A 25,138-nucleotide genomic window follows, 5' to 3' on the forward strand; every position below is an offset into this window, starting at 1 on the left:
CGGCGACTCGCCCAACCCCCTCACAAAAACTCCGCCGATATCTTTCCCGCAATCGCGCTCGACGCCACCACCAGCGGGCTCGCCAAATACACCTTCCCCGGTCCCGACCGCCCCGGAAAGTTCCGATTGATCGCCGATACCGTCACCTCGTTCGGCGTGAACGACACGCCCGGCCCTGCCTTGATGCATGCACCACACGACGGGTCCACGAGCTCCGCTCCGGCTTTCTCGAATATTTCGATGTATCCGTTTTTCTCGGCATAACGCCGAATGTCCTGCGAACCGAATTGAATGTAAAGGTGCACGCCTTCAGCCACGCGCCGACCTTGCTCCAGCGCCCGACGCAAGACCGCCGCGTACATGTCCATGTCCGCCTTCTTGCCACCCGTGCACGAACCACCGTACGCAATGTTGATTTTCACTTCCCCGCCAGACGTCTCCTCGAGCGACTTCAATGGAATGCCATTGCGAGGATCCCCAGGCGTTGCCACCATCGGCTCGATCGCGCCCAAGTCCACCTCGAACGTCGCGACGTACTCGGCCCCTTCGTCCGCTCGCACGATGCGCGCTCGCACCGCCGCTTCATCGAGTCCTCGTTGGTGCACCAAGTAATCCACCGTCACGTCGTCCGCTTCGATGATCCCCGTGAACCCGCCCGCTTCGACCGCCATGTTCGTGAGCGTCGCACGTTCATCCATGCCCATCGCTCGTACGCCATCGCCCGCAAACTCCAGCACCTTGCCAATGCCATCACCGCTCTTCCAAAACGGCTGCGAAAGCAGGTGCAGCATCACGTCTTTCGCCGTCACGCCCGGACGAAGCTTGCCGCGCAAGTTGAACCGCGCCGACTGCGGCACCGCGACCCGGATGTCACGCGTCAACCACGCATTCGCCATGTCCGTCGAACCCACGCCGAACGCAAAACACCCCAGCGCTCCAGCCATGCACGTATGCGAATCCGTGCCCGCAACGATGTGCCCCGGCAGCGCGATCTCCTCGATGATCTTGTTGTGACAAATCGCCTCGGAGCCCACGGTTTTCCCGTCTCGTTCCACTTCGCCGTACAGCTTCACCCGATGCTTCTTCGTGAACGCTTCCTGCACCGTCGCGAGCGATGCGGCTTGCTCCTTCAGCCCAAGCTTTCTGTGCGCTTCGGGCATGATCAGATCGAGGAACGTCAGGTGATCGCGAAACGCGTACACGCTCTCCGGCTCCGACACCTCCGCATCCGCCCCGAAACCCGCGCGAAACAGCGATTCGGCCATCGGCGTCACGTACTCGTGTGAGAACCGCACGTCCGTACGCACGAAGAGCGCATCGCCCGGACGAACCGCGGGCACGCCGATCTTGCCCGTCTTCGCATCCACGATCGCATGCGCCGCGATGATCTTCTCGCACAACGTCATCGGCCTCGGCGCCGTCGTGATCTCCGGCGGCGACACTTCGCCTGCCAAACGCGCCTTGTTGTACGTGAACAGCCCTCCGTACTCGACGACGTCACGGCTGATCGGATCGAGCCCCCGCGTGAACTCGCTGATGGAAATCTCTTCCCCACTTCGGATGCGATCCAAGATGGAGAAATCGGTCGTCGTGAGCAGCCCGATGTTCTGGCAATTTTGTCCGTAGATCTTCTCGATGTTCCGCGCGACGACGATCTGAATCCCCGCTTCGCGCTCGGAATACGGCGCAGTTTCACGCGACGAACCACACCCCTTCGACCGCCCGCTCACGATGACGCTGAAGCCACCGTTCTTGATCGCATCACGCTCGATGTGCCCGCCTCGCAGCCCCACGAGACAGTACCGAGCGAGCGTTTCGTCGTAGTAGTAGCAGACCCATCCGGGCGTCAGCTCATCGGTCGAGATGTTGTTGATGAGCGGTAGCTCTTCGGGTTTGCCCTCGAGCGAACCTCCGACGAGCTGTTTTTTGAGCAGGTCGGCATCTTCGGTAAGGAAAAGAATTCGTCCTTGGGCGCGGACGGAGGTGCGTCGCGGGATGGGCATGATTCCTCTTCAAACCACCTTTCAGCGAGAGTGATCTAGTCGGTTCCGCATCCGGATCCAAACGAAGGTTTTGCGCGCTTTTCTTTTTCCCCCAACGTCGATGACGCGTTGTGACAGTCCTGTCGAATCGTTCGAGCTCCACTTGATTGCTACGATGGCGAACAATTTTTGTTCGATCGACACGTCGCTCATCGCTGTTACGTGGTCAAACCTCGCGGTGGATGCATCGAGCACGCTTGGTCGGTGATGATGCGTGGCCTCTGCGCAAAAAATGCTAGTGTCCGGCGCCCTGCGTGAGGGCGCTTCGCTGCTCGATCGTTTCCGCATGATTCGTTCCGCTCGTACCCCCGTTGCAATTCTCGGCGCAGGCCTCACGGGTCTATCGACGTCGCATCATCTCGGGCGCGCGGGCCTTCCACATCGCATCTTCGAGCGAGCTGGATTTGCAGGTGGTCATGCGATCACGATCGAAGATCATGGTTACCGATTCGATCGCACGGGGCATCTTTTGCATCTGCGCGATGCGGACTTGCGCGCCTTTGCGCTTGGGTTTCTCGGCGACGATGTGTTCGAAGTCGACCGGCGTTCGATGATTTGGTCGCATGGGACGTACACGCGGTATCCGTTTCAAGCGAACACGTTTGGACTTCCGCCCGATGTTGCGTACGAATGTTTGATGGGGTTTGTCCGCGCGCATTTTGCGCCGCCGGGTCCCGAGCCGCAAAATTTCGAAGAATTTTGTTTGAAGCATTTTGGCGAGGGAATCAGCAAACATTTCATGATTCCGTACAACACGCGTCTTTGGGGGGTTTCTCCGAAAGACATCACGGCCGCGTGGTGTTCGCGATTCGTGCCGCTTCCGAAGCTCGAAGACGTGCTTGCGGGAGCGGTGGGAAAAAAGGCGCCGGAATTGGGCTACAATGCGAAATTCGTGTATCCGCGTCTCGGCATTGGCGAGCTTCCAAAGGCGATGGCGGCGTCGCTTCCGGTGCCGCTCGAGCTCGAACGGGCGCCATTGGCGATCGACCCATTTGCGCGGGAAATCATATTTGAGCATGAAACGGTGCCGTACGACGTGCTCGTGTCGACGATTCCGCTTCCCGTATTGATTGGTCTTTTGCATGGCATTCCGGATGTCGTGACGCAGGCGGCGCGCCGGCTTCGGTGCACGCACTTGTATTACCTCGACGTGGCGCTCGATGGGCCGTGCGGGCAGCCACTTCATTGGGTGTACGTGCCAGAAGAAAAATATCCGTTTTACCGAGTCGGATGTTATTCGAACTTTTCCGGATACATGGCGCCACCGGGCAAGGCCAATTTGTACGTCGAGCTTTCGGATCGGAGCGAACCGGACCTCGAAACGCTCTTGCCGCTCGTGGCCGACGGGCTTTTGGAGATGGGGATCATCGATTCGCCCAAACAGATTCGATTCATGCGTCCGCGTCGCATTGATCACGCGTACGTGATTTTCGATCACGCTTACTTTTCGTCGCTCGAAGCGATCCTTCCGTTTTTGGAGAAAAACCGTATCGTCACGACGGGGCGTTATGGTGGTTGGAATTATTCGTCGATGGAGGATGCTTTGCGTTTTGGTCGCGATGCGGCCAGTCGTGCAAGCGTGCTTCATGGCTCCGTCGCGTCGTCCGAGACCTGATCCATGGCAGACAGCAGCAAAGAAAGCACGCCGCGCATTTCGATCGTGATTCCCGTGTACAACGAGGAAGCGATTTTGCATGCGGCCATCGTGGATTTGCGTGAACGTTTGCGTCCTTTTGGTTGGGCTTACGAAATCGTGCTCGCCGAAAATGGTTCGCATGATCGAACGTTGGAAATAGCCGCCGAGCTTGCGGAAAAGTTCCCCGAGGTTCGTTATTTTTCCTTTGGAATGCCCAATTATGGCGGCGCATTACGCAAGGGCATTTTGGAAGTGGCGCGCGGCGAAATCGTCATTTGTGACGAAATCGACCTTTGCGATGCCGATTTTCATCGCCGCGCGGTCGACATTCTTTCGTCGGGAAAAACCGATTTGGTGATTGGCTCGAAGCTCGTTGCGGGGGCCGACGATCACCGGCCGCTGGCCCGGCACGCCGCGAGCCTCTTTTACAATGGCCTCTTGCGCGTGACGCTGGGTTTCCAAGGCACCGACACGCATGGGCTCAAAGCGTTCGTGCGTGAGCCGCTCTTGCCGATTGCGCAGGCGTGTGTGGTGGACAAGGACGTTTTTGCGAGCGAATTCGTGATTCGGGCGTACCGCGCGGGGTTGGCCATTCAAGAGATCCCCGTGCGGGTGATGGAAAAACGTCCGCCGTCCATCAACTTGGTCAAGCGCGTGCCCAACGTGATGAAGAACCTCATCAAGCTCACGTGGGCCATTCGAATCAAGGGGTGATTCGGCTTCGGGGCGTGAAGAGCTGCGTCGCGTGAACGCGAGCTAGCCGTTGAGCTTTTCGATGGGGCCGACGGTGGTATGCGTCTCGAATGCGGCGGTATTCGAGATTTTTCCTTTGAGGACCCCTTCCGTCTTGTGCAGCACTTCATGGGCCGAGAGGAACCAGAAGTAGTGTCCATTCACGCGATCGGGAAAATTCGCGCCGAACATTCCTTGAACGCGAATGGGCGCGCTGAACGCCATCGACTGCTTCCTCATGGTGGCGACGATATCCACTCGCTGCCTGCTTTTCGGAGGTAATGTCACGGTAACGCTCGCCTCCGAACCTCGTGCGACGGATTTCGAGGACGACTGGCCTGCTGTAATCGACGTCGAAAACTCCATTCCGGACTTGAAGACGCCTTCCAGGCCGATTTCCGAGCTGAATTTCATTCCCACGGTGACCGACGACTCCACCGTCGTCGTTTCCGACCAGGACCCGTTCACCGCGAGCGTGATCTGGGCCGGCTGATCGCTGTTGTTCACGGCATATTGCGTACCGACGATCGCCGACACGCCGTCTTCGGACGGGCCTTCGACGTACGTGACATCGCCGAGCGTCTTGTAGCAAGGGTGCCCATATCGCTCGGTAATGGCGGGTTTTACTGCATCGAAATACGTCTCCGAATTGACGGAAATCCCGTCGGGCGTTTTGTTGTAGTGTTTTTTGAACGCTTCGCGCACGCTGTCCGGGCTGGAGCTGAGGGCAACGAGATCGCTGAATGAGAGAGCTTCTTTGACGGCCATGACGCACCTTGAGATTGAAAGGGTTTCGAGCGGTCGCCACGCTCATCGTGGCTCGCGCTTGCTGGTGGACCCTCATTGCAGACGGTGTGCCAAGTCGAAGGAACGGCGTGTTGGCCGAGAAAATGGCTCGATTTGGGTTCGTTCGCGTGTGCGCCGCGAGCCCGCACGACTGTGCGCACACTCGATTCCGGCGCTCCGCACATGTGCGCACGGCACGGCCCTTCCAATGAACGTCACGAAAAACGTATCGTTGTGCTTGGCATGGGGGTTGCTGTCACGGCACGAACATGCGATGGGGTTCGTCGCAGGGAACGATGGTCATAAGGAAGGTGGAGAATGAACGTGACGACGAAGCGACGTGCCCGCGCCTTGTTGATTGGCGTAGAAAAATACGAAAACCTCGGCCCTGAGAAGCAACTTCGCGCAGGCCGCAATGATGTGCTCGCATTTTGGAAGGTTTGTCGGCGGCTCGGGTTTGCCCCCGAAAACATCCGAATGCTGACGAGCCCCAAGCTCGAGGTAGAAGACATCACTTGGGCCGAGCAGGAGCTCCGAACCGAGCTGCCGGAGTATACGGGAAAATCCGACGACGACATCGCAGCGCGGGTCGCGAGCTGGTTTCCTCCCAACGACAAGGCAAAGGTTTGTCTCGACGAAGCAACGCGTGACAACATCATGGCCGGCGTGGGGTGGCTCGCGGAGCGCCGAGAGAATTCGAACGAAAAGCCCGTTGATCGCATTTTGACGTATTCGGGGCACGGGGCGCGTATCGAAGAAAACGACAAGACCGTGCTTGCGTTGTGTCCGAGTGACTTGGTAGAGGATCAAAGCAAAACGTATCTTTCCATCGACGCGTTCAAAGAAGCGCTGAAAGACGTGGATGACAACATGACCGTCGTCCTCGATTGCTGTTTCGCGCAGAATGCGGGCGCGCGCGGCGTTCCGCGTGGAGCTCATCAGGTCGCGACACTCGCGCTCGGTGCATCGAACGTGCCCGTGACGATCGACGCAAGTGACAATGGACCTCGGGTGTTCTGCGCGTCCGGGCCAACTGAGTCATCGTACCAAGCGATGCTTGGCGGGTATTGGTACAGCGCCTTCACGTGGGCGTTCACGGTGGCATTGGAGCAATGGCGTATCGTCTCTGGTGGAGGCAATACGCGCCACAGCACCGTTTCGCATACGGAGCTGCTTTTCCGAGCGCGCATGTTGCTCGAAGCGCTGTCGTTTCCGCAGCATCCGGTGCTGCTCGACCAGCGCAACAACATGCCGGTATTTGGCCAGGTGGATTCGGAGGAGGCGATTGCGGAGCCGAATCGGGACCAAAGGAATGGGCAGCTCGATCCGTCGTGTTATGATGGTACGGGCCACTTCGTAGAGTATATGTTTTACGATGGGGCAGAAAACTCCCACAAATGGGTGGCGCACGTCATTGCAACCAGCGCGCACTTCTCCGAGTCGCAAAAGGAGCGGACGGGAATGGAAGCCGGCGTGGAATATTGGAAAATTAATGGCGACAGTCTCGTGACGAGCGAGTTGGGGGATATGACCGTCAAGAAAGTCACATGCGGCAAGGAGAACGATCTTCCTGCATTCTACGCGAATGCCGCACACTTTCATTGTGGTGTCACGGCTCATTGGACAGACAACTCCACCGACCAGAAGTACAAGGAGTCCTATCACCGCGGCTTCGATATCAACGTGAGCAAGAACGCGTCAGGCCAATGGACGGGGCAGATGAAGTACTACATGCAGTCTCATGACACGGCATTGTTCCGCGAAATCAAGGATGGAAAGACCAACTGGTATCATACACGAACGAATAAGCCTGGTAAGAAATGCGAAATCAAGATCGGATAAGCGTCCGAGATGAGGCGGTTTCCGCGCAATGTGCCTCAGCGTAAACGACGAACCAATCGAAATCCCACCACCGGACGACGAATCGCTGGGCGGCCGCCGAATCGTGCTGCAGCTCGACTTTGGACCATTGTGGTCGACCACGATCCACCCTTGATGACGCGAAAATCTGGATCGTCGCGCGCGGCTTCGTCCAGTGTCGCGCGGTTCTGAACGATGCTCGGTCCTTCGTGTTTCCAGAGATTGATACACCAATCTCGAGTATTTCCCGCCAAGCCTCGCACTCCGTAAACAGATTCATCGAACGGTTGGTCAAAAACGCTGCCGCGTGTGGCTTCAGCGGCGCTCGTATCGACGACATTTGCAAATGTCGGGTCCATGTGATTGCCCCACGGCAAGAATCGACCATCCACGCCACGTGCGGCTTTTTCGCGTTCCAGCTCATTCGGCAAGCGCCATGGTTTTTCCGTGCGTGCCGACAACCAGGACGCGTACGCCATGGCGTCGAACCAATCGACGACCACGACGGGCCAATCACGGCGCCAGCGGAAGCCTTCTCGATCAGGGGGCAAGGAAAAGCGCCCGGATGCATCACGAAGAAAAGCCCTTTCGACGCCTTGTTCCAACAGCGCTTGGTGGGTGCGGGGGCAACGCTGCATTGCCTCGGCAACGCGATCATTTTCTACGAGATCGTTGAGAAAATCGAGATATTCTCCCGCCGTCACCGGAAAACGCCGCATCACGAATCCATCAAGCCACACCCGCCGCCTAGGTAAACCATCCGCTGCTTCCGGATCCCCGCCAATCCACGAATACCCCGCCGGCACGTACACATCGTCCGGCCCGAGCTCGTTCTCGTTTGGCAGGTAAATCGGAAATGGTTCGCGATCTCCAGGCGCAACTCCATCCCAATGCCCGTCCCGTTCGATGAGCACCGGATACCGCACTTCCGCGCGGCTCGGCGCTCGCAAACGCAATAGATAACTGCCGCGCTGTAAGGGCACTTCCACGAGTGGCGTTTGTCCGAGGAGTCCCTCGGGCATCGCTACCAAACGTCTGTCTTGTAAAACGTATCGATCGACGAATACCTCGGCGCCTGGAGGATCCGTCACGAGCGTCAATCGCCCATCGCCGCGCAGAAACGCTGCGTGTTTTCCCTGATCATGAATGCGTAACAATTCTTCGGCGCGCGCTGCATCTTCATCACGATGCTCCAATTCCGCTTCCACCAACCGATTACGATAATGATCCGACAACAAAAGATGTGCTTCGGGCAATCGCGGGTCGATACTCAATGCCCCGTGTACGGCTTCGAGCCATTTCGTTTCCGCCAATGCCGCCATGCGCCCCAAACGCGACGCTTCGTCCTCCAAATCCCACGCCGGACGCTTCTTTTCCACCGGATCGAACGGACGCAAATCATTTTGCAAGGCGCGCGCTTTGCCTCGCGCCAGGTTTTCCTCGGAACGTAGACGCGTGATTTCCGGCTCGTACGTTCGAGCTTGCGCCAACGCTTCGAGCGCCTGTTCGCGGAGACGCACGCCATCGAGCCACGCGACGAGCTCATTCCACAATGACGCCGCGTTGGGGAATCGTTCCGTAATGTCTCGGTGCATCGCGTGTTCACAAATGACACACAATTCGTTTGGCAGGGGCATTCGCGCCGCATCCCGCACGGCTTTGGGCGGACCCCTCAAGACGGCCATCAGCACATCTCGCGACGACGCGCCTTCATACGGCGGTTTTCCCGCGAGCAAGCAATACAATACTGCCCCCAATGCATACACGTCGCTCGCGGGACCGTGCAGCGCGAGCGCCCCGCGCGCTTGCTCGGGCGACATGTACGCAGGCGTGCCCAGAATGTCGCCGTGCTGCGTGAGCCCCGGGGTCTGATCGTCCTGAAAAACTCCGCCGGCGGGACTTTCCGTCGGACCGACTCGCCGCGCCAAACCCCAATCCATCACGAGCACTTCGCCGAACTCGCCCACCATCAGGTTTTCCGGTTTCAAATCGCGATGCACGATGCCTTGACGGTGCGCGTAAGCGACGGCTTGTACGATACGCGTGAATGCATCGACGAGACGCCGAAACGTCCAGCCCGAGGTCGTCGTGCCAAACCCTCGAGCATCGGAAGCGTCGTGAAGCTCATCGATGACCTCGTGCAACGTTCGTCCACGAATTTCTTTCATCGTGAACCACAAGCGCCCGTCGGAAAGTTCGCCGCGATCGTGAACGGCAACGATTCCCGGATGCTGAAGCTGCGCCGTGATTCGAACTTCGGTCAAAAATCGCCGCCGAACGTGCTCCACGTCGGCATGTTCGGCATGCAAAACCTTCATCGCGACCACGCGATCGAGGAGCGTGTCGCGCACTCGACGAACCTCGCCGAAAGCGCCACGTGCAATCTCGCCGAGGTCTTCGTAACGACCCGGCAAAACGGGCCGTGCTGCGTCGGCGTGGACGACGACGCCGCTTACGACGACGTTGACGGTATCCCCTTCCGCATCGACGACGTCGACCGTTGCGTCCTCATGCAATCCGTTCATGGTGCTCGCGACTTCGGACGAATGTACATGAACGGAGCATCGTAGAAAATAAGATAAAGGAGCCGCTGGCTCGGCGAGTTTCGTGTTTACGGAAGATGCTGGCTGCCATATCTTGTGTCCGTGGGCAGACTTGCTTCGACCATGGATGTTGGCACTGCGGACAGCGTTGCAGGGGCGCGTGCGAACGAGCCGCTGGTCCTTGCGCTCATGATTGCATGGTTACCGGCGGAGCCCGAGCGTATTGGAGAAGTGGCGCTTTTCGATGACGGCGGTGGGGCGCGCATTCTTGGGCGCGGCGCGCCCGAACAGGGTGGAACCGAGCGTGTCGTGTTTTACCGGCAGCGCCCGGGATTGATCGAACGTATGCCGCCGCTTTCGAGTCCTGGTTTGTCGCGGGAACAACTGCGTATTCGTGTCGATCGCGGAAAACTGCAGATCGAAAGAATTGGTAAATGTATTTTGGAATTCGATGGACGACGCGTCGACAAGTGTTTGGTCGCTCCAGGTGATTCCTTGCTCCTCAAAGGACAGCTTTTGCTCCATTGCACGTTGCGGCCGCGGAAGTTCGAACTGCTGCACACGGCATCGCTCGAGTGCGCGCCCGTATTCGGCGCGCCGGATGCGCACGGTATCGTCGGAGAAAGCGCGGCCGTATGGCGACTTCGGGATCAGCTTGCTTGGATGGCCAAAGCCGACGGGCACACGCTCTTGCTTGGAGGCAGTGGTTCGGGCAAAGAGCTTTGTGCGCGCGCCGTGCATGCATTGTCCGCTCGTGCTCGTGGACCTTTCGTTGCTCGAAATGCCGCGACCATTCCAGCGGGCATCGTCGATGCGGAGCTTTTTGGCAACGTAAAGAATTATCCCAATCCAGGCATGACCGAGAGGCCGGGGCTCATTGGCTCGGCTGATGGCGGGACGCTTTTTTTGGACGAAATTGGCGAATTACCGCAAAACCTTCAGGCCAATCTATTGCGTGTGCTCGACGAAGGAGGCGAATACCACAACCTCGGCGGAACGACGACGAAACGATCGAATTTTCGTCTGCTTGGCGCGACAAACCGCGATCCTGAAAGCTTGAAACACGACTTGGCGGCTCGTCTCGTTTTGCGTATTGCCGTGCCGGGATTGGATGAAAGACGGGAAGACATACCGATGCTCGTGCGGCATTTGTTGCGCCGTGCAATGACGAAAAGCCCCGATGCGGTGGCGCGGTTTTTTACGACGAACACAAATGGTTTGCCCGAGCCGAACATTCGGGCGAGCCTCGTCGAAAAGCTGATGGCGCATGCTTACACGACCAACATTCGCGAGCTCGATGCGTTGCTCTGGCGGGCGATGTCGACGAGTGCCGGCACCGTGATCGAATGGCCCGAGGACGCACCCGCACCCAATGCAGCCGCGTCCACGCCGACGGATCATGTCAATGACGAGCTGCCGCCCGAAATGACGGAACCGGTGAAAGAGCCTTCCGAAGCCGAGGTGCGCGAGAGCTTGGCCGTGCATGACGGAAACATCGTGCGGGCAGCCAAGGCGCTTGGTTTGTCGAGTAGGTACGTGCTCTATCGATTGATGCGGAAATACGGAATCGAGTCCGCGTAGTCGTTTCGGCATTCGGGTGATCGAATCGATGAACGGACGCATCTGCGGTTGGGAGAAGGGCCCCGTCGATCGAGCAACCTGGTCATGCGTGTCATCGAGCGCGATGAACGTCGAGCACGTCGGCGATTCGCATCAAAGGCCGATTCTGCCCGAGATTCACAGCTCGTTCGCACGGCACGTCGCGCATGGCCAGCCGCGTGCTATGAGACGCGCCCGCATGCAGCGCGCACTCCCACCCTCCCAGCGCCAAACGCTCGGACGCGATGACGTCGACGTGGATGTCGTCGTGATTGGCGGAGGTGTGAACGGAACGGGCGTTGCGCGCGACGCCGCGATGCGCGGGATGCGTGTGGCCCTTTTCGAGCGCAACGACTTGGCGTTCGGAGCGAGCGGCAACAACAGCGGCATGATCCACGGCGGCCCGCGGTACATGCTGCGAGATCCGAATGTCACGGCCACGTCGTGCCGGGATTCTGGATACATCCAAGCGATCGCGCCGCACTTGCTGTTTCGCGTGCCGTTTCTCATGCCGGCCGAAGACAAGGGCCGCATGAAAATCATGTTCGCGCTCACGGACGCGTTCTTCGAGGCGTACGACCGCTACCAGCCGCTCAAACGCGGCAAAAAGCACGCGATGCTCACGCCGGAAGAAATGCGAAAGCTCGAGCCGGGCTTGCGCGGCGACATGATCGGCGGCTTCAGCTTCGATGAATGGGGAATCGACGGAGTACGCTTGTGCACGGCCAACGTCGTCGACGCGCACGAACGAGGTGCCCGCATTTTCGTTGGCACGACGGTCGAACGTATCGAGCGCAGGCATGATTCGGGCGAAGTCGTCGCGGTCCAATACCGCGATCGCATGACGGGACAAACCGGAAAGCTGCGCACGCACACGGTCGTCAATGCCACCGGCGCTTGGGCGCCCATCACGGCATCGCTCGGTGGAATTGCACCGAGTCGCGCGCGAGTTCGTCCGGGCAAAGGCATTCACGTCATCTACGACCGAAGGCTCGTCAACTACGCCATCACGGCGAGGACCATCGACGGGCGACAAATCTTCATTGCACCTTGGCAAAACATGAGCGTCATCGGAACGACCGACGACGACTATTACGGAAACCTCGACGACGTCCGCGCGACCAGCGAAGAAGTCCGTTATCTCGTGCAAGGCATATCGCGCGTATTTCCCGCCATTCGCACGGCCCGCGCAATTGGCACCTACGCGGGCGTTCGTCCCACGCTGCACGCGTACGGGCCGCTCGAGGACGAGCTGTCTCGTGAGCACGCGATCGTCGATCACGCGCATCACGGAGCGCCCGGCGTGTACTCCATGATCGGCGGCAAGCTCGCAAGTTATCGCATGTTTGCCGAAGAAATGACCGACGTGCTGGCCGCTCGATTTGGTTTGTCCGTCCCATCCTCCACGCACGAAAAACCTCTCCCCGGCGGTGACGTGATCATCGATGCCGCTTCGCTTGCCGACCAGATCGCGATCGAGCCCATCGCTGCCCGAAGGCTCACGTTCCGTCATGGTTCGCGCGCGCTGCACGTTGCCGAGCGCGTGCACGCAAACCCGCGCGAAGCGTGCACGGTATGCGTGTGCGAGCCGGTGATCGAAGCGGAGGTGCGGCACGTCGTTCGTCACGAATGGGCTCGCTCGGTCGCCGACGTTTCGCGACGCACGCGCCTGGGACTTGGAGCTTGTGGAGGGATGCGTTGCGCCGCGCGATGTGGGCAGATCGTTGCACAAGAGCTTGGTTTGTCCCCGCAAGAGGGATTGCAGCAAGCGGCGAAGTTCCTGGTCAAACAAGCACGCACGCGCGCCGTCGCACTCGGCCCGGAGCAAGCCCAGCAAGAGGCGCTCGCGATTGCAGCCGTGCGCGCGGAGCTCGGTGTCGACGTGCCTGCCGATGCGGAGGGTGACGCCACGTGAGTCGGCGAGTCATCATCGTGGGTGCCGGCGTTGCGGGTTTGTCGGCGGCGTTCGCGGCACGCAAGCGCGGGCTCGACGTCACCGTTGTCTCGGCGGGTGCTGGTGCGAGCGCGCTTGGAGGCGGCGCGGTCGACGACGTTCAGTGGGAAGCGTGGCTCTCCGCTGCGCGTACGCTCGGCGAGCCTTTGCGCACACGCGCGCTCGCCGATGATGTGCGTGCTTTTTCGGATGCGCTGGGCCTTTGGGATTTGCCTGCCGCGGATGTTCCTGCGTCGATCGTCGCCACGGCGGCTGGTCGGCTTCGTCCTGCTCGCGGGCGAGACAGGGGCCTGCTCGACCTGGGTTCGCTTGGACAAACCACGGTGCTGGTGCCGCGTGCACCGCGGGCTGGATGGGATGCCGACGCGCTTGCATCGACGCTCGAAAGCGAATTTTTGGCGCGCCGTGCAGGAATGCGTTTCTTGCCGGTGGATGCGCCTGTCCTGCGTTTCGTGGACGAAGCGCGCATCAGCGATGCCGACCTAGCCATGCGTCATGACGAACCCGCGCGGCTCGGATGGCTCGCAGATCGCTTGCGTGAGCTCGTTGCAGATGCACGTCGTCACGCTTCGGTTTCCGCGGTGCTTCTGGGTTCGTGGCTTGGGGCGGATCGCGAACGAGCGACGGAGCTGTCATCGCACGTGGGAGTGCCCGTGGGTGAAGTGCTCGTGGGTGTGGGATCGCCGGCCGGATTGCGGTTCGAGGCTGCGCAGCGAAGGCTCCTCGAACGGCTCGCCGTGAAGGTCGTTGCGGGTCGAGTTGCGGTGCTCCGTCGCGCGGGTGAGCGCTTCGAGCTGATGCTGGTGGACGACGATGCGAGCGTCGTGGCGGATGCCGTGGTGCTTGCGATGGGAGGCATCGCAGCAGGTGCCATCGTGTATTCGCCGCCTGAGCAGCGCGCGGGTGAGGACCTTCCATCCGAGGTTTCGCCATCGTTTGCGCTTGCGATCGACACGACCGACGTGCCCATCAGGCTTGCAGCCGGAAGCGACCGCATCGATGCCGGCGGATCGATTTTTGGTCCCGCGCTGGATACGACCGCGTGGCCTTCCGGCATGCGTCCATCGGCGCTCGAATCGGTGGGCATCGTGGCTCCGGATGGAGTGGTTTGGCCGGGCATTCGAGCAGCGGGAGACGTCGTCGCGGGAAAGCGGCGCACGGTGCTCGAAGCCGTGGTTTCGGGGCTTCGAGCGGGACAAACCGTTTGAGGACGAATCAGTTGGCTGGTTTGATGCCCGCGCGTTCGAGCAGCAGCTTGTAGCCCGTAGCGAGCGTGAAGTCGGTCCCTGTCGCGGGGTTCGTCGGTACGTCACGCGAGGGCCCGGAGTCGTTTTCGGGCGCTTTGACGACCGTGCCTTGTGTCGTGCCTTGGGGCCTCGCTCCGGCACCGGCTTCCGCAGGCAGGTGACCATTGATGTCGCTCTCGCGCACGACCTCTCCAACTTGAACTGGCTTGGCAGGTGCGATCAGCACATCGGGCAAGATGCCTTGTGCCTGGATCGCTCGACCGTTCGGTGTGTAGTACCGCATCGTCGTCAGGCGCATGCCCGTTCCGCCTGGCAAGTCGAAAATTGTCTGGACAGACCCCTTGCCGAACGTTTGAGTGCCAACGATGAGCGCGCGTTTGTTGTCCTGAATCGCTCCGGCGAGCAGCTCCGAGGAGCTGGCGGAGTATTCGTTCACGAGCGTCACGATGGGCAGCGACGCTAGTGATCCTCCTGCGGATGCTCGTTGTTCGTCGATGATTTTTCCGCGATGGCGTGTGGAGTAGATCCCTCCGGAGTCGATCATTTCGTCGGCGACGGCTTGGGCTTCGTCGATGAGCCCGCCGGGGTTGTTGCGCACGTCGAGCAGCACGCCGCGCAGCGGTCGCGCGTTTTCTGCGCGCAATTTCGCAGTGGCTCGAAGCAGCTCGTCGTGCGTGCCTTCTTGGAACTGGCGAATGCGCAGGTAGGCGATGTCGTTGTCGAGCCGTTTTCCGACGACGCTGACGACGTGGATTTCTTCGCGCGTGAGCTCGGCGTGGATCGGGTCGGTTTGTCCTGTGCGACGCAGCGTGATGTGCACGCGCGTTCTGATGGGCCCGCGCATCATGGCGATGATCTTGTCGACGCGTTCGCCGCGGACGGGTTTGCCTTCGATCGCAACGATTTCGTCGCCTGGCTTGATGCCGGCGCGGTCGGCGGGCGATCCTTCCATCGGAGCGAGCACGGTCACGCGTTCGTCGCGAAAGTCGACTTCGATGCCGATTCCAGCGAATTTGCCCGTCGTATCGCTTTGAAAGAGGGCGTACTCCTTGGCATCCATGTAGGCGGAGTGCGGGTCGAGCTCGGCGACCATGCCTTTGATGGCGCCGTCGATGATTTTCGTGCGCTGAGCGGGATCGACGTGATGATTTTCGACGAGAACCAGCGCCCAAGCGAGTTGATCGAACGGGTTGTAGGGGCTTTGGGACTGGGTTGTGGCGTGCACGGCTTGGGTCGTGATCGCGCCTCCGGCGAAGGCGGCGAGGACGAGGCCTGCGGTGCGGAGCCAACCGTTTTTGCGCATGGATCGACGATAGCAGCCCGAGGGAAAGATCCACGGGTTTGACCGAGAGAGAGCCGACGTTGGGCGGGATCACTCGATGGGGCAAAAGTCTGCTCGGGTGACAAGTCGGTCCCAAGCTTTTGCTGCTTCCTTTGTCCAAGCGGCCATGTTCGGCTATCTTCGCGCGCCTGAACGTGGCTCGGGGCGCTTCTTTGGGAGACCTTCGGGGACACAGGCTGCGCCTGCGGGCGCGGGACCTGGCCTCTTCGGACGTCCTTCCATTCGCCACGGCCCTCGGGCAAGTCACTTCATTTCGCTGCTCGCCGGTGCTTTTTCGACCGCATCCGGTGTGGCAAAGGCGGGCGGCGTCGCCCAGGGCGATTTCCCCTCGAATCACGGACCAGCGAGCCGGCCAAGATGGGCAAACCGACCGATCGTGAGCTCGTGGAGCAAGCACGTGCAGGGGACGCACAAGCGTTCGGAACGCTCGTTCAGCGTCACCAGCGGCGTATTTTTCGCCTCGCGTTTCATCTCGTGCGCTCAGGCGCGGAGGCCGAGGACGTGACGCAAGAGACCTTCGTCCGAGCCTACCAGGCGCTCGATCGTTTCGATGGTCGGAGCGAGCCGTTCACCTGGCTGTATCGGATCGCGGTCAATCTTTCGCTGAACGTCATTCGGGCGCGAAAACCGCGGCGAGATGCGATGCCCACCGATGATCCTCGCGTCGAGCCGCTCCTCATGGAGCACCGAACGAGTCACGGTTCCGATCCTTCGCGTAGCGCGCAGGATCGCGAGCTGGCCAAGACGCTGTGCGACGGAATCGATCAACTCTCCGACACGCTTCGAACGACCTTGGTTCTCGTCTGCATCGACGGCATGGGTCACGAAGAAGCGGCGAAAGTGCTCGATTGTCCAGAAGGAACGGTGGCTTGGCGTGTGCACGAAGCGCGGCGCAAGCTGCGTGAACATTTGGAAAAACATGGGTTTGGAGGGGACGCACCATGAGCCCCCAGCAAAAAGTGGATCTCGGTGCGAAGGCCGAAGCGATGCTTGCATCGTGGCCAGCACCATCGAGTGACGATGTCGCATGGGAAGCCCGTGCGGCGAAAATCGTTGCAGCAGCAACGAATGCGTCGCGCGCAGATGACGCGCAACTTGCGGCGCTTCTTGCAAAACCCGCGCTCGAACCCGAGCCGGGTGAAGGTCAAAGTGTGAACGTTTCCGCGGCCATCAGTGCGCGGAGTGCATCAGGAGAAAAGGCCATGTCTCAGGATTCGAACTCCGGCTCGGCCGGCAAGCCCTCGAGCCCGTCGGCTGCCCCGACGAGCGGTGCCGTGTCCAAACGGCCTTCTTTGAAGGAGCTTGCGGCACGAGCCAGTCAGGCAGGAGCGTCTTCGGCGACGTCAAAACCGAGCGTCTCGACGCCGCCTCCTCCGTCCACGGATTCGGTTCCGCAAGACAAACCGGCGCGACAATCGACTCCAATCCCGTCCGTACCGCCGCCCAAAGCGTCGGTACCTCCGCCGCGACCCATCGAGGCAGGGAAAGAGGATTCGGGTCGTGTCGACCTGAACGCGATCAATCAAGCAGCGACGCCTGAGCAAGTGGCTGCTGCTGCCGCGGCAAAACCGGCTGCTCACGACCTCGTCGACGATGCGAAGGCCGAGGACAAACCCGCTGCCGATGACGGAGCGAAGGTCAAGAACATCGCCGATGCGCGAGCCAAGAAGACGGCCAAGAAGAAGAGCGAAGCGGCCAAGACAAACGAGGCTGCAAAGGAGAGCGACGCGGCTCCCGCTGCGGTAGCAGAGCCCGCAAAGAAGGCCGAAAGTGAAGGCGGAGGCGGAGGCAAGTGGATCGCCATCGTCGCTGTTCTCGGTCTCGCTGCAGGAGGCTTCCTCTTCTACAAAAACAAGCAGCAACCGCCTCCGGCTCCCGTCGCAGCAGTCGTTCAGGAAAAGCCCGACACGACGCCCGTCGTCACCGACACGCAAAAAATTGCCGAGGAACCGAAGCCTGCATCGACGGGTTTGTCGATCGACTCGCTGCCCGCTGCCGAGCCGGCCGAGTCCGCGAAAGCTCCGGCGAAGGTCGCTGCTGCTCACGCAGACGACAACGCTGCACCTGCGCCCGCACCAACGCCCGAGCCTGCCGTTCCAACGGCGCTTCCGACCGCGAGCGGGATTGGCAAAAAACCGGGTGATTTGTCGAGCGCCATGGCCGAGGCCGTCGGTGGTTCGACGGACAAACCCGTCAACGCGGACGATGCAACACCTGCTGCTGCGAAAACGGGAAGTCAGACGATTCCCGAGCAACCTCCGCAGGGCTCCGTCGCAGCGGCCATTCGGTCCGTCGCGCCGGGCGCAAAGGCGTGCGTTGCTGGAGCCGACGAACCTTCGTCCGCGAGCGTGACGTTCAATTCGAGCGGAGCCGTCAGCAGTGTCAGCGTATCGGGCTGGGCCGCGAAAAACGGCAAATCCGAATGCGTAAAAGCCGCGCTGAAAGGCGCAAACGTCGGTCCATTCGCCAAACCGTCGTTCACCGTAGGCGTTCCGATTCGTCCCTGAACACGTGAGCGGCAGCGCCGGATCCTGAGAAAATTCGGTGCTGCCGCTTGACATGACACATACCCCGAATAAACTCCGCCCCCCCATGGTCTCCGCAACGCAGCAAACGAGCCGCATTCGCAAGCGCAAGTCGCGCCGCGGTGGTACCGCAAACAAGCGCGACCTCCGCGCTCACGGCACGCCGAAATTCCCCATCCACCTCGACGGGTACAACCCGAACGCCCCCGACGCGCCCGGCAAACACGCCGCTGAAGACGCGGCGGCGAAGAAGTAGGAAGTCACATGGCCAATCACGCATCTGCCGAAAAGCGCAACCGCCAGCGCCTCAAGAGGACGGAGCGCAATCGCGCCTCCAAGTCCGCTCTCCGTACCGAGGTCAAGAAGGCCCGTACGGCTATCAAAGCGGCTCCCGCCGACGCGAACGCTACCGTGCGCAGCGCTCAGAGCAAACTCGCACGCGCCGCTAGCAAGGGCACCATCCCTCGCAAGCGCGCATCGCGCGTTGCCGGGCGCCTCGCTGCCGCGCTCCACAAAGCCGGCACCGCCGCAGCGCGCTGATCCGACGCGCGACAACAGCACAAGGCCGCTGCTCCCCGTTGAGCAGCGGCCATTCGTGTTTTGTGCTCCAACCAATCGCGCCCGAAACGTCAATGCGCATCGGCCCACGTCGGGCCCGCTCCCACGTCCACCACAAGCGGCACCGATAGCTCGAACACGCCCTCCATCGCTTCACGCACCTTCGCTTTCGCTTCGTCCACGCGATCCTCGGGCACCTCGAACGTGAGCTCGTCATGCACCGTGAGCACCATGCGTGCGCCGGGTACGATGGGTTCGCCAAGACGAACCATCGCCAGCTTCAACAAATCCGCGCTCGAACCTTGGATCGGCGTGTTCTGCGCGATGCGCTCCGCATACGCGCGCCGCGCTCGATCCGCCGTGTGCAGATCCGGCACCAGACGCCTTCGCCCCATCAGCGTGCGAACCACTTCCGTGTGTCGCGCTTCCGTCATCGTGCGTTCCATGAATTCGTGAACACCGCGGTAGCGCTGGAAGTACGCATCGATGAAGCGCGCTGCTTCGACGCGCGTGATCCCAAGACGCCGCGCGAGCGCTGATTCGCCCATCCCGTAGATCACGCCGAAGTTGATCGTCTTGCTTCGACGTCGCATCTCGCTCGTCACATCCGCCGCACCCACGCCGAAGATCTCCATCGCCGTGCGCGTGTGAACGTCTTGCCCCGTGCGGAACGCATCCACGAGCACCGGATCGTTCGACAAATGCGCGAGCACGCGAAGCTCGATCTGCGAATAGTCGGCACTCAGAATGACAAACCCTTTCGGTGCGACGAACGCGCGCCGAATCATCCGCCCCAAATCCGTACGAATCGGAATGTTTTGCAGATTCGGATCTTGCGACGACAGGCGCCCAGTCGCTGCGACCGCTTGGCTCCATCGCGTGTGAATGCGCCCCGTCTCTGGATGCACGAGACGCGGAAGAGCATCGACGTACGTGCCCTTGAGCTTCGCGATCGCGCGATGTTCGAGCACGATCGCCGGGAGCGGATGATCATCGGACAACGCTTCGAGCACGTCGGCATCCGTCGACCGACCCGTCTTGGTTTTACGAGTACTTTTGAGCCCCAACGTATCGAAGAGGATCGTTTCGAGCTGCTTTGGCGAGGCTAGGTTGAACTCGCGTCCGGCGGCTTGATGCGCGCGTTTTTCCAGCACGTCGAGCTCCTTGGACATTTCCGCTCCAAGCGCTGCGAGCGCTACAGGATCGACGAGAACGCCCGTGAGCTCCATCTGCGCAAGCACCGAAGCAAGGGGCAACTCGATCTTCGTCAGGAGATCATCCAAGTGCGCCGAGGCCAGCTTTGGCGCCTGTTTTTCCGCAGTCGCGAGCACGGCTTCGGGAAACGCCGCAGCGTAATTCGTTGCTGGATCGATCTCGACATCGTCCAGGCCGCGCTGGGTTTGTCCCCGCTTCTTCGGCGCAATGTCCTCGAACGTGGCCATTTTGATGCCCGCTTCGCGCTCGGCGGCCGCAGCAAGCTCGTGCGAAGCCTCCGAGTCCAACAGGTAACTCGCGAGCATCGTGTCGAACGTCGTGCCCGCGAGGCGAATGCCATGACGCCTCAACACGACGTCGCAGTACTTCGTGTCGTGCGCCATCTTGGCGACCTTCGGGTCTTCCAAAATGGGACCGAGAACAGCTTTGATGTCGGCGAGCGAAAGCTGCTGAGGGACACCCAAGTAGCGGTGTCCGATGGGTACGTACACGGACGAGCTTTGCTCGTAGGCCATCGCGATGCCGCAGATGTGCGCTCGCATCGCTTCGTGCGACGTCCCGTGCACTTCGATGGCCACGCGCCCCGCGTCGCGGATGCCTTTTGCGAATGCCTCGAGGTCACCGAGGTTCGTGATGGATCGCCGATGCCCCGCAGCGGGAGCTGCAACGGGAACCGCCTTGATGAAGCGCGTGAATCCAAGCTCGGTGAACATTGTGCGAAGTTTTGCGAGGTCAGCACCGCCGTAACGAAGCTCGTCGATGTCGAAGTTGATGTCCGTGTCGACGTGCAGCGTCACGAGCTTCTGGGACAAACGCGCATCGACTTCGTTTGCTTTCAAACTATCTCGGAGCTTCGGTCGTTTGACCTTGTCGAGCGCTGCGTAGATGCCTTCGAGCGTGCCGAATTCCTTCAGCAATTCCGCCGCCGTCTTCGGGCCGATGCCCGGCACGCCCGGCACGTTGTCGCTCGAATCTCCCACCAGCGCGAGCAAGTCTCTCACTTGCGACGGCGGCACGCCGAACTTGTCCATGACTTCCGCCGGCCCGTACACCTTGTCGCGCCCGTCCCACATCACGACGCGATCGGCATCGACGAGCTGCAGCAGGTCCTTGTCGGCGCTCACGATGACCACGCGCAAGCCGCGTTCCTTCGCACGCATGACCGCAATGGCGAGCAAGTCGTCCGCTTCGAGGCCATCGCCGATGTAGATCGGAATGCGATACGCCTCGACGATCTCTTTGCAGCGAGCCATCTGCAGCGGCAGATCCGGCGGCGGCGGGGGACGGTTTGCCTTGTACCGTTCGTCGAGCTCGTCCCGGAAGGTTTTTCCGGGTGAATCCATCGCAACGGCCAGGTAGGCGGGTTTTCGCTCGTCCACGAGCTTCGCCAACATGCTCACCGTGCCGTACGTCGCGTGCGTGGGTTCGCCCGAGGGGCTCTTCAGAGGCGTTTGGATCGCGTGGTAAGCACGGAAGACGTACCCGGACAAATCGATGATGTAGAGGACATCGGGTGCGCCCGGCGGCGGCAATTCAGCCTTGTTCGTGGACATGGCTGGAGCATTAGCACGGAGGTCCGCCGGAACGTCAGCTCGCAACGCTAGTATTCGATACGAGCGCGTACGACGGTTACGTCGACATTGCCTTCGTCTTCCCGAGCAACGGTGATGGCCACGCGCGATCCTTCGGGGCCACGCAAGCGCTGCATCGCGTCCGATAGGGTCATTTCGAGCGCCGAGACACCATCGATCCGGACAAACCTGTCTCCCCGTTTGAGTCCGGCATTCGCGGCAGGTCCGGATTCGATGACCGATGCGATCATGATGCCGGAAGGGGAGGGGGCCAGCATCGCTCCGATGCCTTCCATCTCGCTGCTCGGGCCACCATCGCCTTGCGGCTTGAGCATGATGTCTTCACGAATCGATGACGCACCACGCGTGGTCAAACCCGCCACGGTGCGGCTCATGTAGTCGCTGTGGTCGACGCGCACCGAGAACGGGCCGGGAGGCACTCCAGTGAGCGAATAGTTTCCTTGTGCATCTGTCGTCGCCGGGGGATTCGCATTCGGACCTCCACCGCCCGCCATACCATCGAGCTGCACGACGGCTCCTGCGATGGGTGCGCGCGTCGCTTCATCGCGAATCGTTCCCGTGAGCGTTGCCGGGCGCGGCAAGACGATGCGCACGTTGCGCAAGGTTTGTCCAGCGTCCACATCGATGCTGTCGCTCTTGCCCGGAGGTTGTCCCGACGCACTTGCTACGAGTACGTACTTTCCAGCCGGCATACGCTCGAGCCGAAAAGCGCCTGATTCTTCGTTCACTTGCCGCGGCCGGCCGCGTGGTCCCAATTCCGCGCCTTCGGTCTTCGGCAAGAACACCTCGACCGACAGCCGATACGAAGCCACCGGTCGGCCTTGCTCGTCGACGACGACGCCTTCGATGGTGCCTCCGCTGCCGAGCCGCACGACGTTGTCCTTGCCTGCTTGAATGCGCACGCGATCGGACGACGGAAACTCGGGATGATGCGCAATCACCGAGCAACCGTCCGCTTCGATCGGCAGACGAAACCGCCCATCCGCATCGGTGCTCGTCGTGATGTGCGAGCTGCGATCGTCGCAACCCACGAACGCCTTCGCGACGGGTTGCCCGTCCGCATCCACGACCGAACCCGCCACACCTTCTTCGGCCGGCTCATCTTCGTTTGGTTTCGTATCAACTGGTCGAGGGGCCGGCGCTGGTAGCTCGGAGCGAATGTTTGTTGCTTCCGGCTGCGTCGTCGCAGCAACGGAAGGACGGGGTCGCGGCTTTTTGGGCGGGCGAGGGTCATGGTTTGGCAAGAGAAACCAAACGAGCAGCGGCACGACGAGGAGCGCGGACGACAAGAGCAGCGCTAGCGACCAGCCGCGCCGGCGATCGTTCATGGCTCGACGTTCGGCGCGCCGCCGTCGGGTACGACGACGGGACGCCCATCCTCGGGCTGCGCCGTTTCACCTGCTGGACCGAGCACCTTGCCCTCGGGTTCGGCAGGCCATGGAGTTTCACTTGCCGAACCACCGCAACCAAACGCGACGATGGCGAGCGCAATCAGCGAATGTCGAAGACGCATGCGTGAACTCTCCGGTGACAGAATCATCCGACCAAGGATCGGCTCAGCGCGTTTCAGCAAGGTTCGTGCGAGCGATCCACATGCAGATGGCTGCATTGAGGACGCACCACGCGACGAGCGCCACGCGACCGAACGGGCCGGCAGCGGAGCTCATGGCGACCGTGGCGAACAGATACGCCGCAGTGCCCGTCGCTAGGCCTGCAATGGCAGGACGAAGTCGCTTCACGCCGAAGAGCACTGCCGTTAGGGCAAACGGCACGAGCGCATTCGCGAGCGGCAGGAATCGGTGTAGCGAAACGCCGACCAAGAGGTCCATGTCCGCAATGGGACGAGCGAGCACGTCCACGGGCAAACTCACGCGCGGTAAGATCCATGGCGCGAAGAAGAACAAACCGGGTCCCGCAGCAAGCGCTGGGAGCATGAATGCGAGGCGCCACGGGCTCGTCGCCGAATCGTTCTGCTTGCGTGCAGCACGAGCGACGAGAAGCGTGGTGACGAGAAGCGCGAGCAAGCGATAAATGGTGTGTTTGACGGTCACTGCAGACAGGGAAGCGGCGGCATCGAGAATGCCCGCTCCGTAAAGCAATCGTCCGCGATCCGAGTCGTCGACCTTGCGAGCATTGTCGCGAAGCGCGTCTTCGACAGCGACGGCATCCGTTACGCCGAGGCTCATGACGAGCGCAGCGGCTCCGGCGACGTGCGGCGAAGCCATCGACGTTCCGTTCCAGCCGGGGAAAATCAAGCAGTTGTTGCGGCCTTTTTCGCAGATCGTCTGTTGTACGACCTTGACGCCGGGGGCCGCGATGTCGACGCCTTTGCCGCGCGACGAGAACGGCGCGAGTTTGTCGTCGGCGCCTGTCGCACTGACACCAATGACGCCGTCGGACGCTCCGGGATAACCCACGTTTCCGCCGGAATTGCCCGCTGCTGCAACGACGACGGCCCCCTTGCTTCGCGCATGATCGATGGCCTTTTGCAGCACTCGTGAGTTACGTGGTCCGCCAAGGCTCAAGTTGATCACGTGTGCGCCGTTGTCCGCCGCCCAGCGAATGCCGTCCGCAACGTCTGCCGTCGTGCCCCAACCTTCTTCGTTGAGCACTTTGACAGGCATGAGGCGCGCGCCGAACGCAACACCCGTCACGCCGAGCGCGTTGTTCGTCGATTGCGCGATCGTTCCCGCCACGTGCGTGCCGTGACCTTGATCGTCGTTCGCATGCTCGTTGCCCGAAACGAAGTTCCATCCAGGGACGCATTCGGTCGCTTTGAGGTCCGAGCCTTTCGTGAAAGGCCCGTGATCTTCGCAAGCGATGCCCGTGTCGACGACGGCCACTGTAACGCCTCGCCCGATGGCGAAATCCCATGCGCGCGGGGCACCGATACGCTCCATGTGCCACTGCTGCTTCATATCGGGGTCGTTCGGGACGAACATCGCGCGAACCTTGGCGAGAGGCTCGGCATGTTCCACGCGCGGATCGCGTGCGAGTCGCGCAAGCACGCCGGGCATGTCGCCCGCGGGCACGGACGCGATTTCGATACGCGTCGAACTTTCCAGTCGTGTGGGCACAAAGGAAAAACCAAAGTCGGCAGCGAGCGCTGCGATGTCCTTCGTGTCGAGGTTGTCGTGCGCATCGACGACGATCTGCCCCGGAATATCCCACTCGGTTTCGCTGGTCGCCGAGATGAGCGGAAGGTCCCCCGCCATTGCGGTTGCTACGGGTTCGTACCATCCGGGACGTTGTTCGCCCGAGCTGCTTGGGCCGCCCGTGCGCGGCATTGAATCGCCGGGGATTTCCCTGCTGTTTTGCGCGGTTGCTTGGTGCGTCGATGCGATGAGCGCGGCAGCGACGAACATGGCAACGAGCGGCGGCGCGCAAGACGAAGTGCGGCCATCGCGAGTGGGCTCGGCGGGCTTCAGCATGGGACGAATGGTAGCGCAGTAGGGCAGAAGGGGCTCGTTCGTGGGTGCGCCTGCTCGAACTTCCAGGGCGAATCTC

Annotated in this window: 18 protein-coding genes; 10 read left to right on the top strand and 8 right to left on the bottom strand. The window is 61.1% G+C overall.

The window, feature by feature from the left end:
- Nucleotides 1-20: 20 nt before the first annotated feature.
- Complete coding sequence (locus tag IPM54_16360; protein ID MBK9261363.1) at nt 21-2,003, bottom strand: 3-isopropylmalate dehydratase; 1,983 nt, start codon at nt 2,001-2,003, stop codon at nt 21-23.
- Between the two features lie 271 nt (nt 2,004-2,274).
- Here IPM54_16360 and IPM54_16365 point away from each other — a divergent pair, with 271 nt between their 5' ends.
- Both IPM54_16365 and IPM54_16370 read left to right on the top strand, forming a co-directional pair.
- The gene (locus IPM54_16365; GenBank protein ID MBK9261364.1) at nt 2,275-3,657 is read left to right on the top strand and encodes an FAD-dependent oxidoreductase; all 1,383 of its coding nucleotides are present in this window, start codon (nt 2,275-2,277) and stop codon (nt 3,655-3,657) included.
- 3 nt (nt 3,658-3,660) lie between these two features.
- Complete coding sequence (locus IPM54_16370) at nt 3,661-4,392, top strand: glycosyltransferase family 2 protein (protein MBK9261365.1); 732 nt, start codon at nt 3,661-3,663, stop codon at nt 4,390-4,392.
- Nucleotides 4,393-4,434: 42 nt separating this feature from the next.
- Here the strand turns inward: IPM54_16370 and IPM54_16375 are convergent, their stop codons facing one another.
- The gene (locus IPM54_16375) at nt 4,435-5,178 is read right to left on the bottom strand and encodes a hydralysin-2 (protein MBK9261366.1); all 744 of its coding nucleotides are present in this window, start codon (nt 5,176-5,178) and stop codon (nt 4,435-4,437) included.
- A 342-nt stretch (nt 5,179-5,520) separates the two neighbouring features.
- Here IPM54_16375 and IPM54_16380 point away from each other — a divergent pair, with 342 nt between their 5' ends.
- On the top strand, nt 5,521-7,038 hold the full coding sequence (locus IPM54_16380) for a caspase family protein (protein ID MBK9261367.1): 1,518 nt from the start codon (nt 5,521-5,523) through the stop codon (nt 7,036-7,038).
- A gap of 35 nt (nt 7,039-7,073) precedes the next feature.
- On the opposite strand, the gene IPM54_16385 is transcribed toward IPM54_16380, so the two are convergent.
- Nucleotides 7,074-9,581 carry an SUMF1/EgtB/PvdO family nonheme iron enzyme gene (locus tag IPM54_16385; protein MBK9261368.1) on the bottom strand — a complete coding sequence of 836 codons (2,508 nt, stop codon included), beginning with the start codon at nt 9,579-9,581 and terminating at the stop codon, nt 7,074-7,076.
- 120 nt (nt 9,582-9,701) lie between these two features.
- On the opposite strand from IPM54_16385, the gene IPM54_16390 reads away from it, so the two are divergent.
- The 3 genes from IPM54_16390 to IPM54_16400 all read left to right on the top strand — a co-directional run bounded on the left by IPM54_16390 (nt 9,702) and on the right by IPM54_16400 (nt 14,360).
- Entirely contained in the window at nt 9,702-11,180 is a 1,479-nt protein-coding gene (locus IPM54_16390; GenBank protein ID MBK9261369.1) for a sigma-54-dependent Fis family transcriptional regulator, read from the top strand.
- Between the two features lie 217 nt (nt 11,181-11,397).
- Nucleotides 11,398-13,113, top strand: coding sequence for a glycerol-3-phosphate dehydrogenase/oxidase (locus IPM54_16395; protein MBK9261370.1), 1,716 nt, complete (start codon nt 11,398-11,400; stop codon nt 13,111-13,113).
- A 14-nt stretch (nt 13,114-13,127) separates the two neighbouring features.
- On the top strand, nt 13,128-14,360 hold the full coding sequence (locus IPM54_16400) for a hypothetical protein (protein ID MBK9261371.1): 1,233 nt from the start codon (nt 13,128-13,130) through the stop codon (nt 14,358-14,360).
- Nucleotides 14,361-14,367: 7 nt separating this feature from the next.
- Here IPM54_16400 and IPM54_16405 read toward each other — a convergent pair whose 3' ends face one another.
- Nucleotides 14,368-15,702, bottom strand: a complete 1,335-nt coding sequence (locus IPM54_16405; GenBank protein MBK9261372.1) for a S41 family peptidase — start codon at nt 15,700-15,702, stop codon at nt 14,368-14,370.
- Between the two features lie 396 nt (nt 15,703-16,098).
- Between IPM54_16405 and IPM54_16410 the strand changes: the two genes are divergently transcribed.
- From IPM54_16410 to rpsT, 4 genes are all read left to right on the top strand, one after another.
- Nucleotides 16,099-16,686 (top strand): sigma-70 family RNA polymerase sigma factor, encoded by a 588-nt coding sequence (locus IPM54_16410; protein ID MBK9261373.1) that lies wholly within the window; start codon nt 16,099-16,101, stop codon nt 16,684-16,686.
- Complete coding sequence (locus tag IPM54_16415; GenBank protein MBK9261374.1) at nt 16,683-18,248, top strand: hypothetical protein; 1,566 nt, start codon at nt 16,683-16,685, stop codon at nt 18,246-18,248. Before IPM54_16410 ends, IPM54_16415 begins: the two co-directional genes overlap by 4 nt.
- 85 nt (nt 18,249-18,333) lie before the next feature.
- Nucleotides 18,334-18,522, top strand: coding sequence for a hypothetical protein (locus IPM54_16420; GenBank protein ID MBK9261375.1), 189 nt, complete (start codon nt 18,334-18,336; stop codon nt 18,520-18,522).
- 8 nt (nt 18,523-18,530) lie between these two features.
- Nucleotides 18,531-18,806, top strand: coding sequence for a 30S ribosomal protein S20 (gene rpsT, locus IPM54_16425; protein ID MBK9261376.1), 276 nt, complete (start codon nt 18,531-18,533; stop codon nt 18,804-18,806).
- 89 nt (nt 18,807-18,895) lie between these two features.
- Here rpsT and polA read toward each other — a convergent pair whose 3' ends face one another.
- Genes polA through IPM54_16445 form a run of 4 tightly spaced genes read right to left on the bottom strand, consistent with a single transcriptional unit; the run spans nt 18,896 to nt 24,996 of the window.
- Nucleotides 18,896-21,592: a DNA polymerase I gene (gene polA / locus IPM54_16430; protein MBK9261377.1), complete on the bottom strand. Its 2,697-nt coding sequence runs from the start codon at nt 21,590-21,592 to the stop codon at nt 18,896-18,898.
- Nucleotides 21,593-21,639: 47 nt separating this feature from the next.
- Nucleotides 21,640-22,959 (bottom strand): carboxypeptidase regulatory-like domain-containing protein, encoded by a 1,320-nt coding sequence (locus tag IPM54_16435; GenBank protein MBK9261378.1) that lies wholly within the window; start codon nt 22,957-22,959, stop codon nt 21,640-21,642.
- Nucleotides 22,956-23,144 carry a hypothetical protein gene (locus IPM54_16440; protein ID MBK9261379.1) on the bottom strand — a complete coding sequence of 63 codons (189 nt, stop codon included), beginning with the start codon at nt 23,142-23,144 and terminating at the stop codon, nt 22,956-22,958. The genes IPM54_16435 and IPM54_16440 overlap by 4 nt, the downstream gene beginning before the upstream one ends.
- Before the next feature lie 43 nt (nt 23,145-23,187).
- On the bottom strand, nt 23,188-24,996 hold the full coding sequence (locus IPM54_16445) for a peptidase S8 (protein MBK9261380.1): 1,809 nt from the start codon (nt 24,994-24,996) through the stop codon (nt 23,188-23,190).
- Between the last annotated feature and the right edge of the window lie 142 nt (nt 24,997-25,138).

Source organism: Polyangiaceae bacterium, from assembly GCA_016715885.1.
Lineage (GTDB): Bacteria > Myxococcota_A > Polyangia > Polyangiales > Polyangiaceae > Polyangium.

Bases quoted from the DNA above. Each gene is read 5' to 3' on its own strand.
- IPM54_16375 (MBK9261366.1), bottom strand. From the start codon at position 5,178: ATGGCCGTCAAAGAAGCTCTCTCATTCAGCGATCTCGTTGCCCTCAGC.
- IPM54_16435 (MBK9261378.1), bottom strand. From the start codon at position 22,959: ATGAACGATCGCCGGCGCGGCTGGTCGCTAGCGCTGCTCTTGTCGTCC.
- IPM54_16365 (MBK9261364.1), top strand. From the start codon at position 2,275: ATGCTAGTGTCCGGCGCCCTGCGTGAGGGCGCTTCGCTGCTCGATCGT.
- IPM54_16440 (MBK9261379.1), bottom strand. From the start codon at position 23,144: ATGCGTCTTCGACATTCGCTGATTGCGCTCGCCATCGTCGCGTTTGGT.
- IPM54_16405 (MBK9261372.1), bottom strand. From the start codon at position 15,702: ATGCGCAAAAACGGTTGGCTCCGCACCGCAGGCCTCGTCCTCGCCGCC.
- rpsT (MBK9261376.1), top strand. From the start codon at position 18,531: ATGGCCAATCACGCATCTGCCGAAAAGCGCAACCGCCAGCGCCTCAAG.
- IPM54_16385 (MBK9261368.1), bottom strand. From the start codon at position 9,581: ATGAACGGATTGCATGAGGACGCAACGGTCGACGTCGTCGATGCGGAA.
- IPM54_16445 (MBK9261380.1), bottom strand. From the start codon at position 24,996: ATGTTCGTCGCTGCCGCGCTCATCGCATCGACGCACCAAGCAACCGCG.
- polA (MBK9261377.1), bottom strand. From the start codon at position 21,592: ATGTCCACGAACAAGGCTGAATTGCCGCCGCCGGGCGCACCCGATGTC.
- IPM54_16395 (MBK9261370.1), top strand. From the start codon at position 11,398: ATGCAGCGCGCACTCCCACCCTCCCAGCGCCAAACGCTCGGACGCGAT.
- IPM54_16360 (MBK9261363.1), bottom strand. From the start codon at position 2,003: ATGCCCATCCCGCGACGCACCTCCGTCCGCGCCCAAGGACGAATTCTT.
- IPM54_16410 (MBK9261373.1), top strand. From the start codon at position 16,099: ATGGGCAAACCGACCGATCGTGAGCTCGTGGAGCAAGCACGTGCAGGG.
- IPM54_16420 (MBK9261375.1), top strand. From the start codon at position 18,334: ATGGTCTCCGCAACGCAGCAAACGAGCCGCATTCGCAAGCGCAAGTCG.
- IPM54_16370 (MBK9261365.1), top strand. From the start codon at position 3,661: ATGGCAGACAGCAGCAAAGAAAGCACGCCGCGCATTTCGATCGTGATT.
- IPM54_16415 (MBK9261374.1), top strand. From the start codon at position 16,683: ATGAGCCCCCAGCAAAAAGTGGATCTCGGTGCGAAGGCCGAAGCGATG.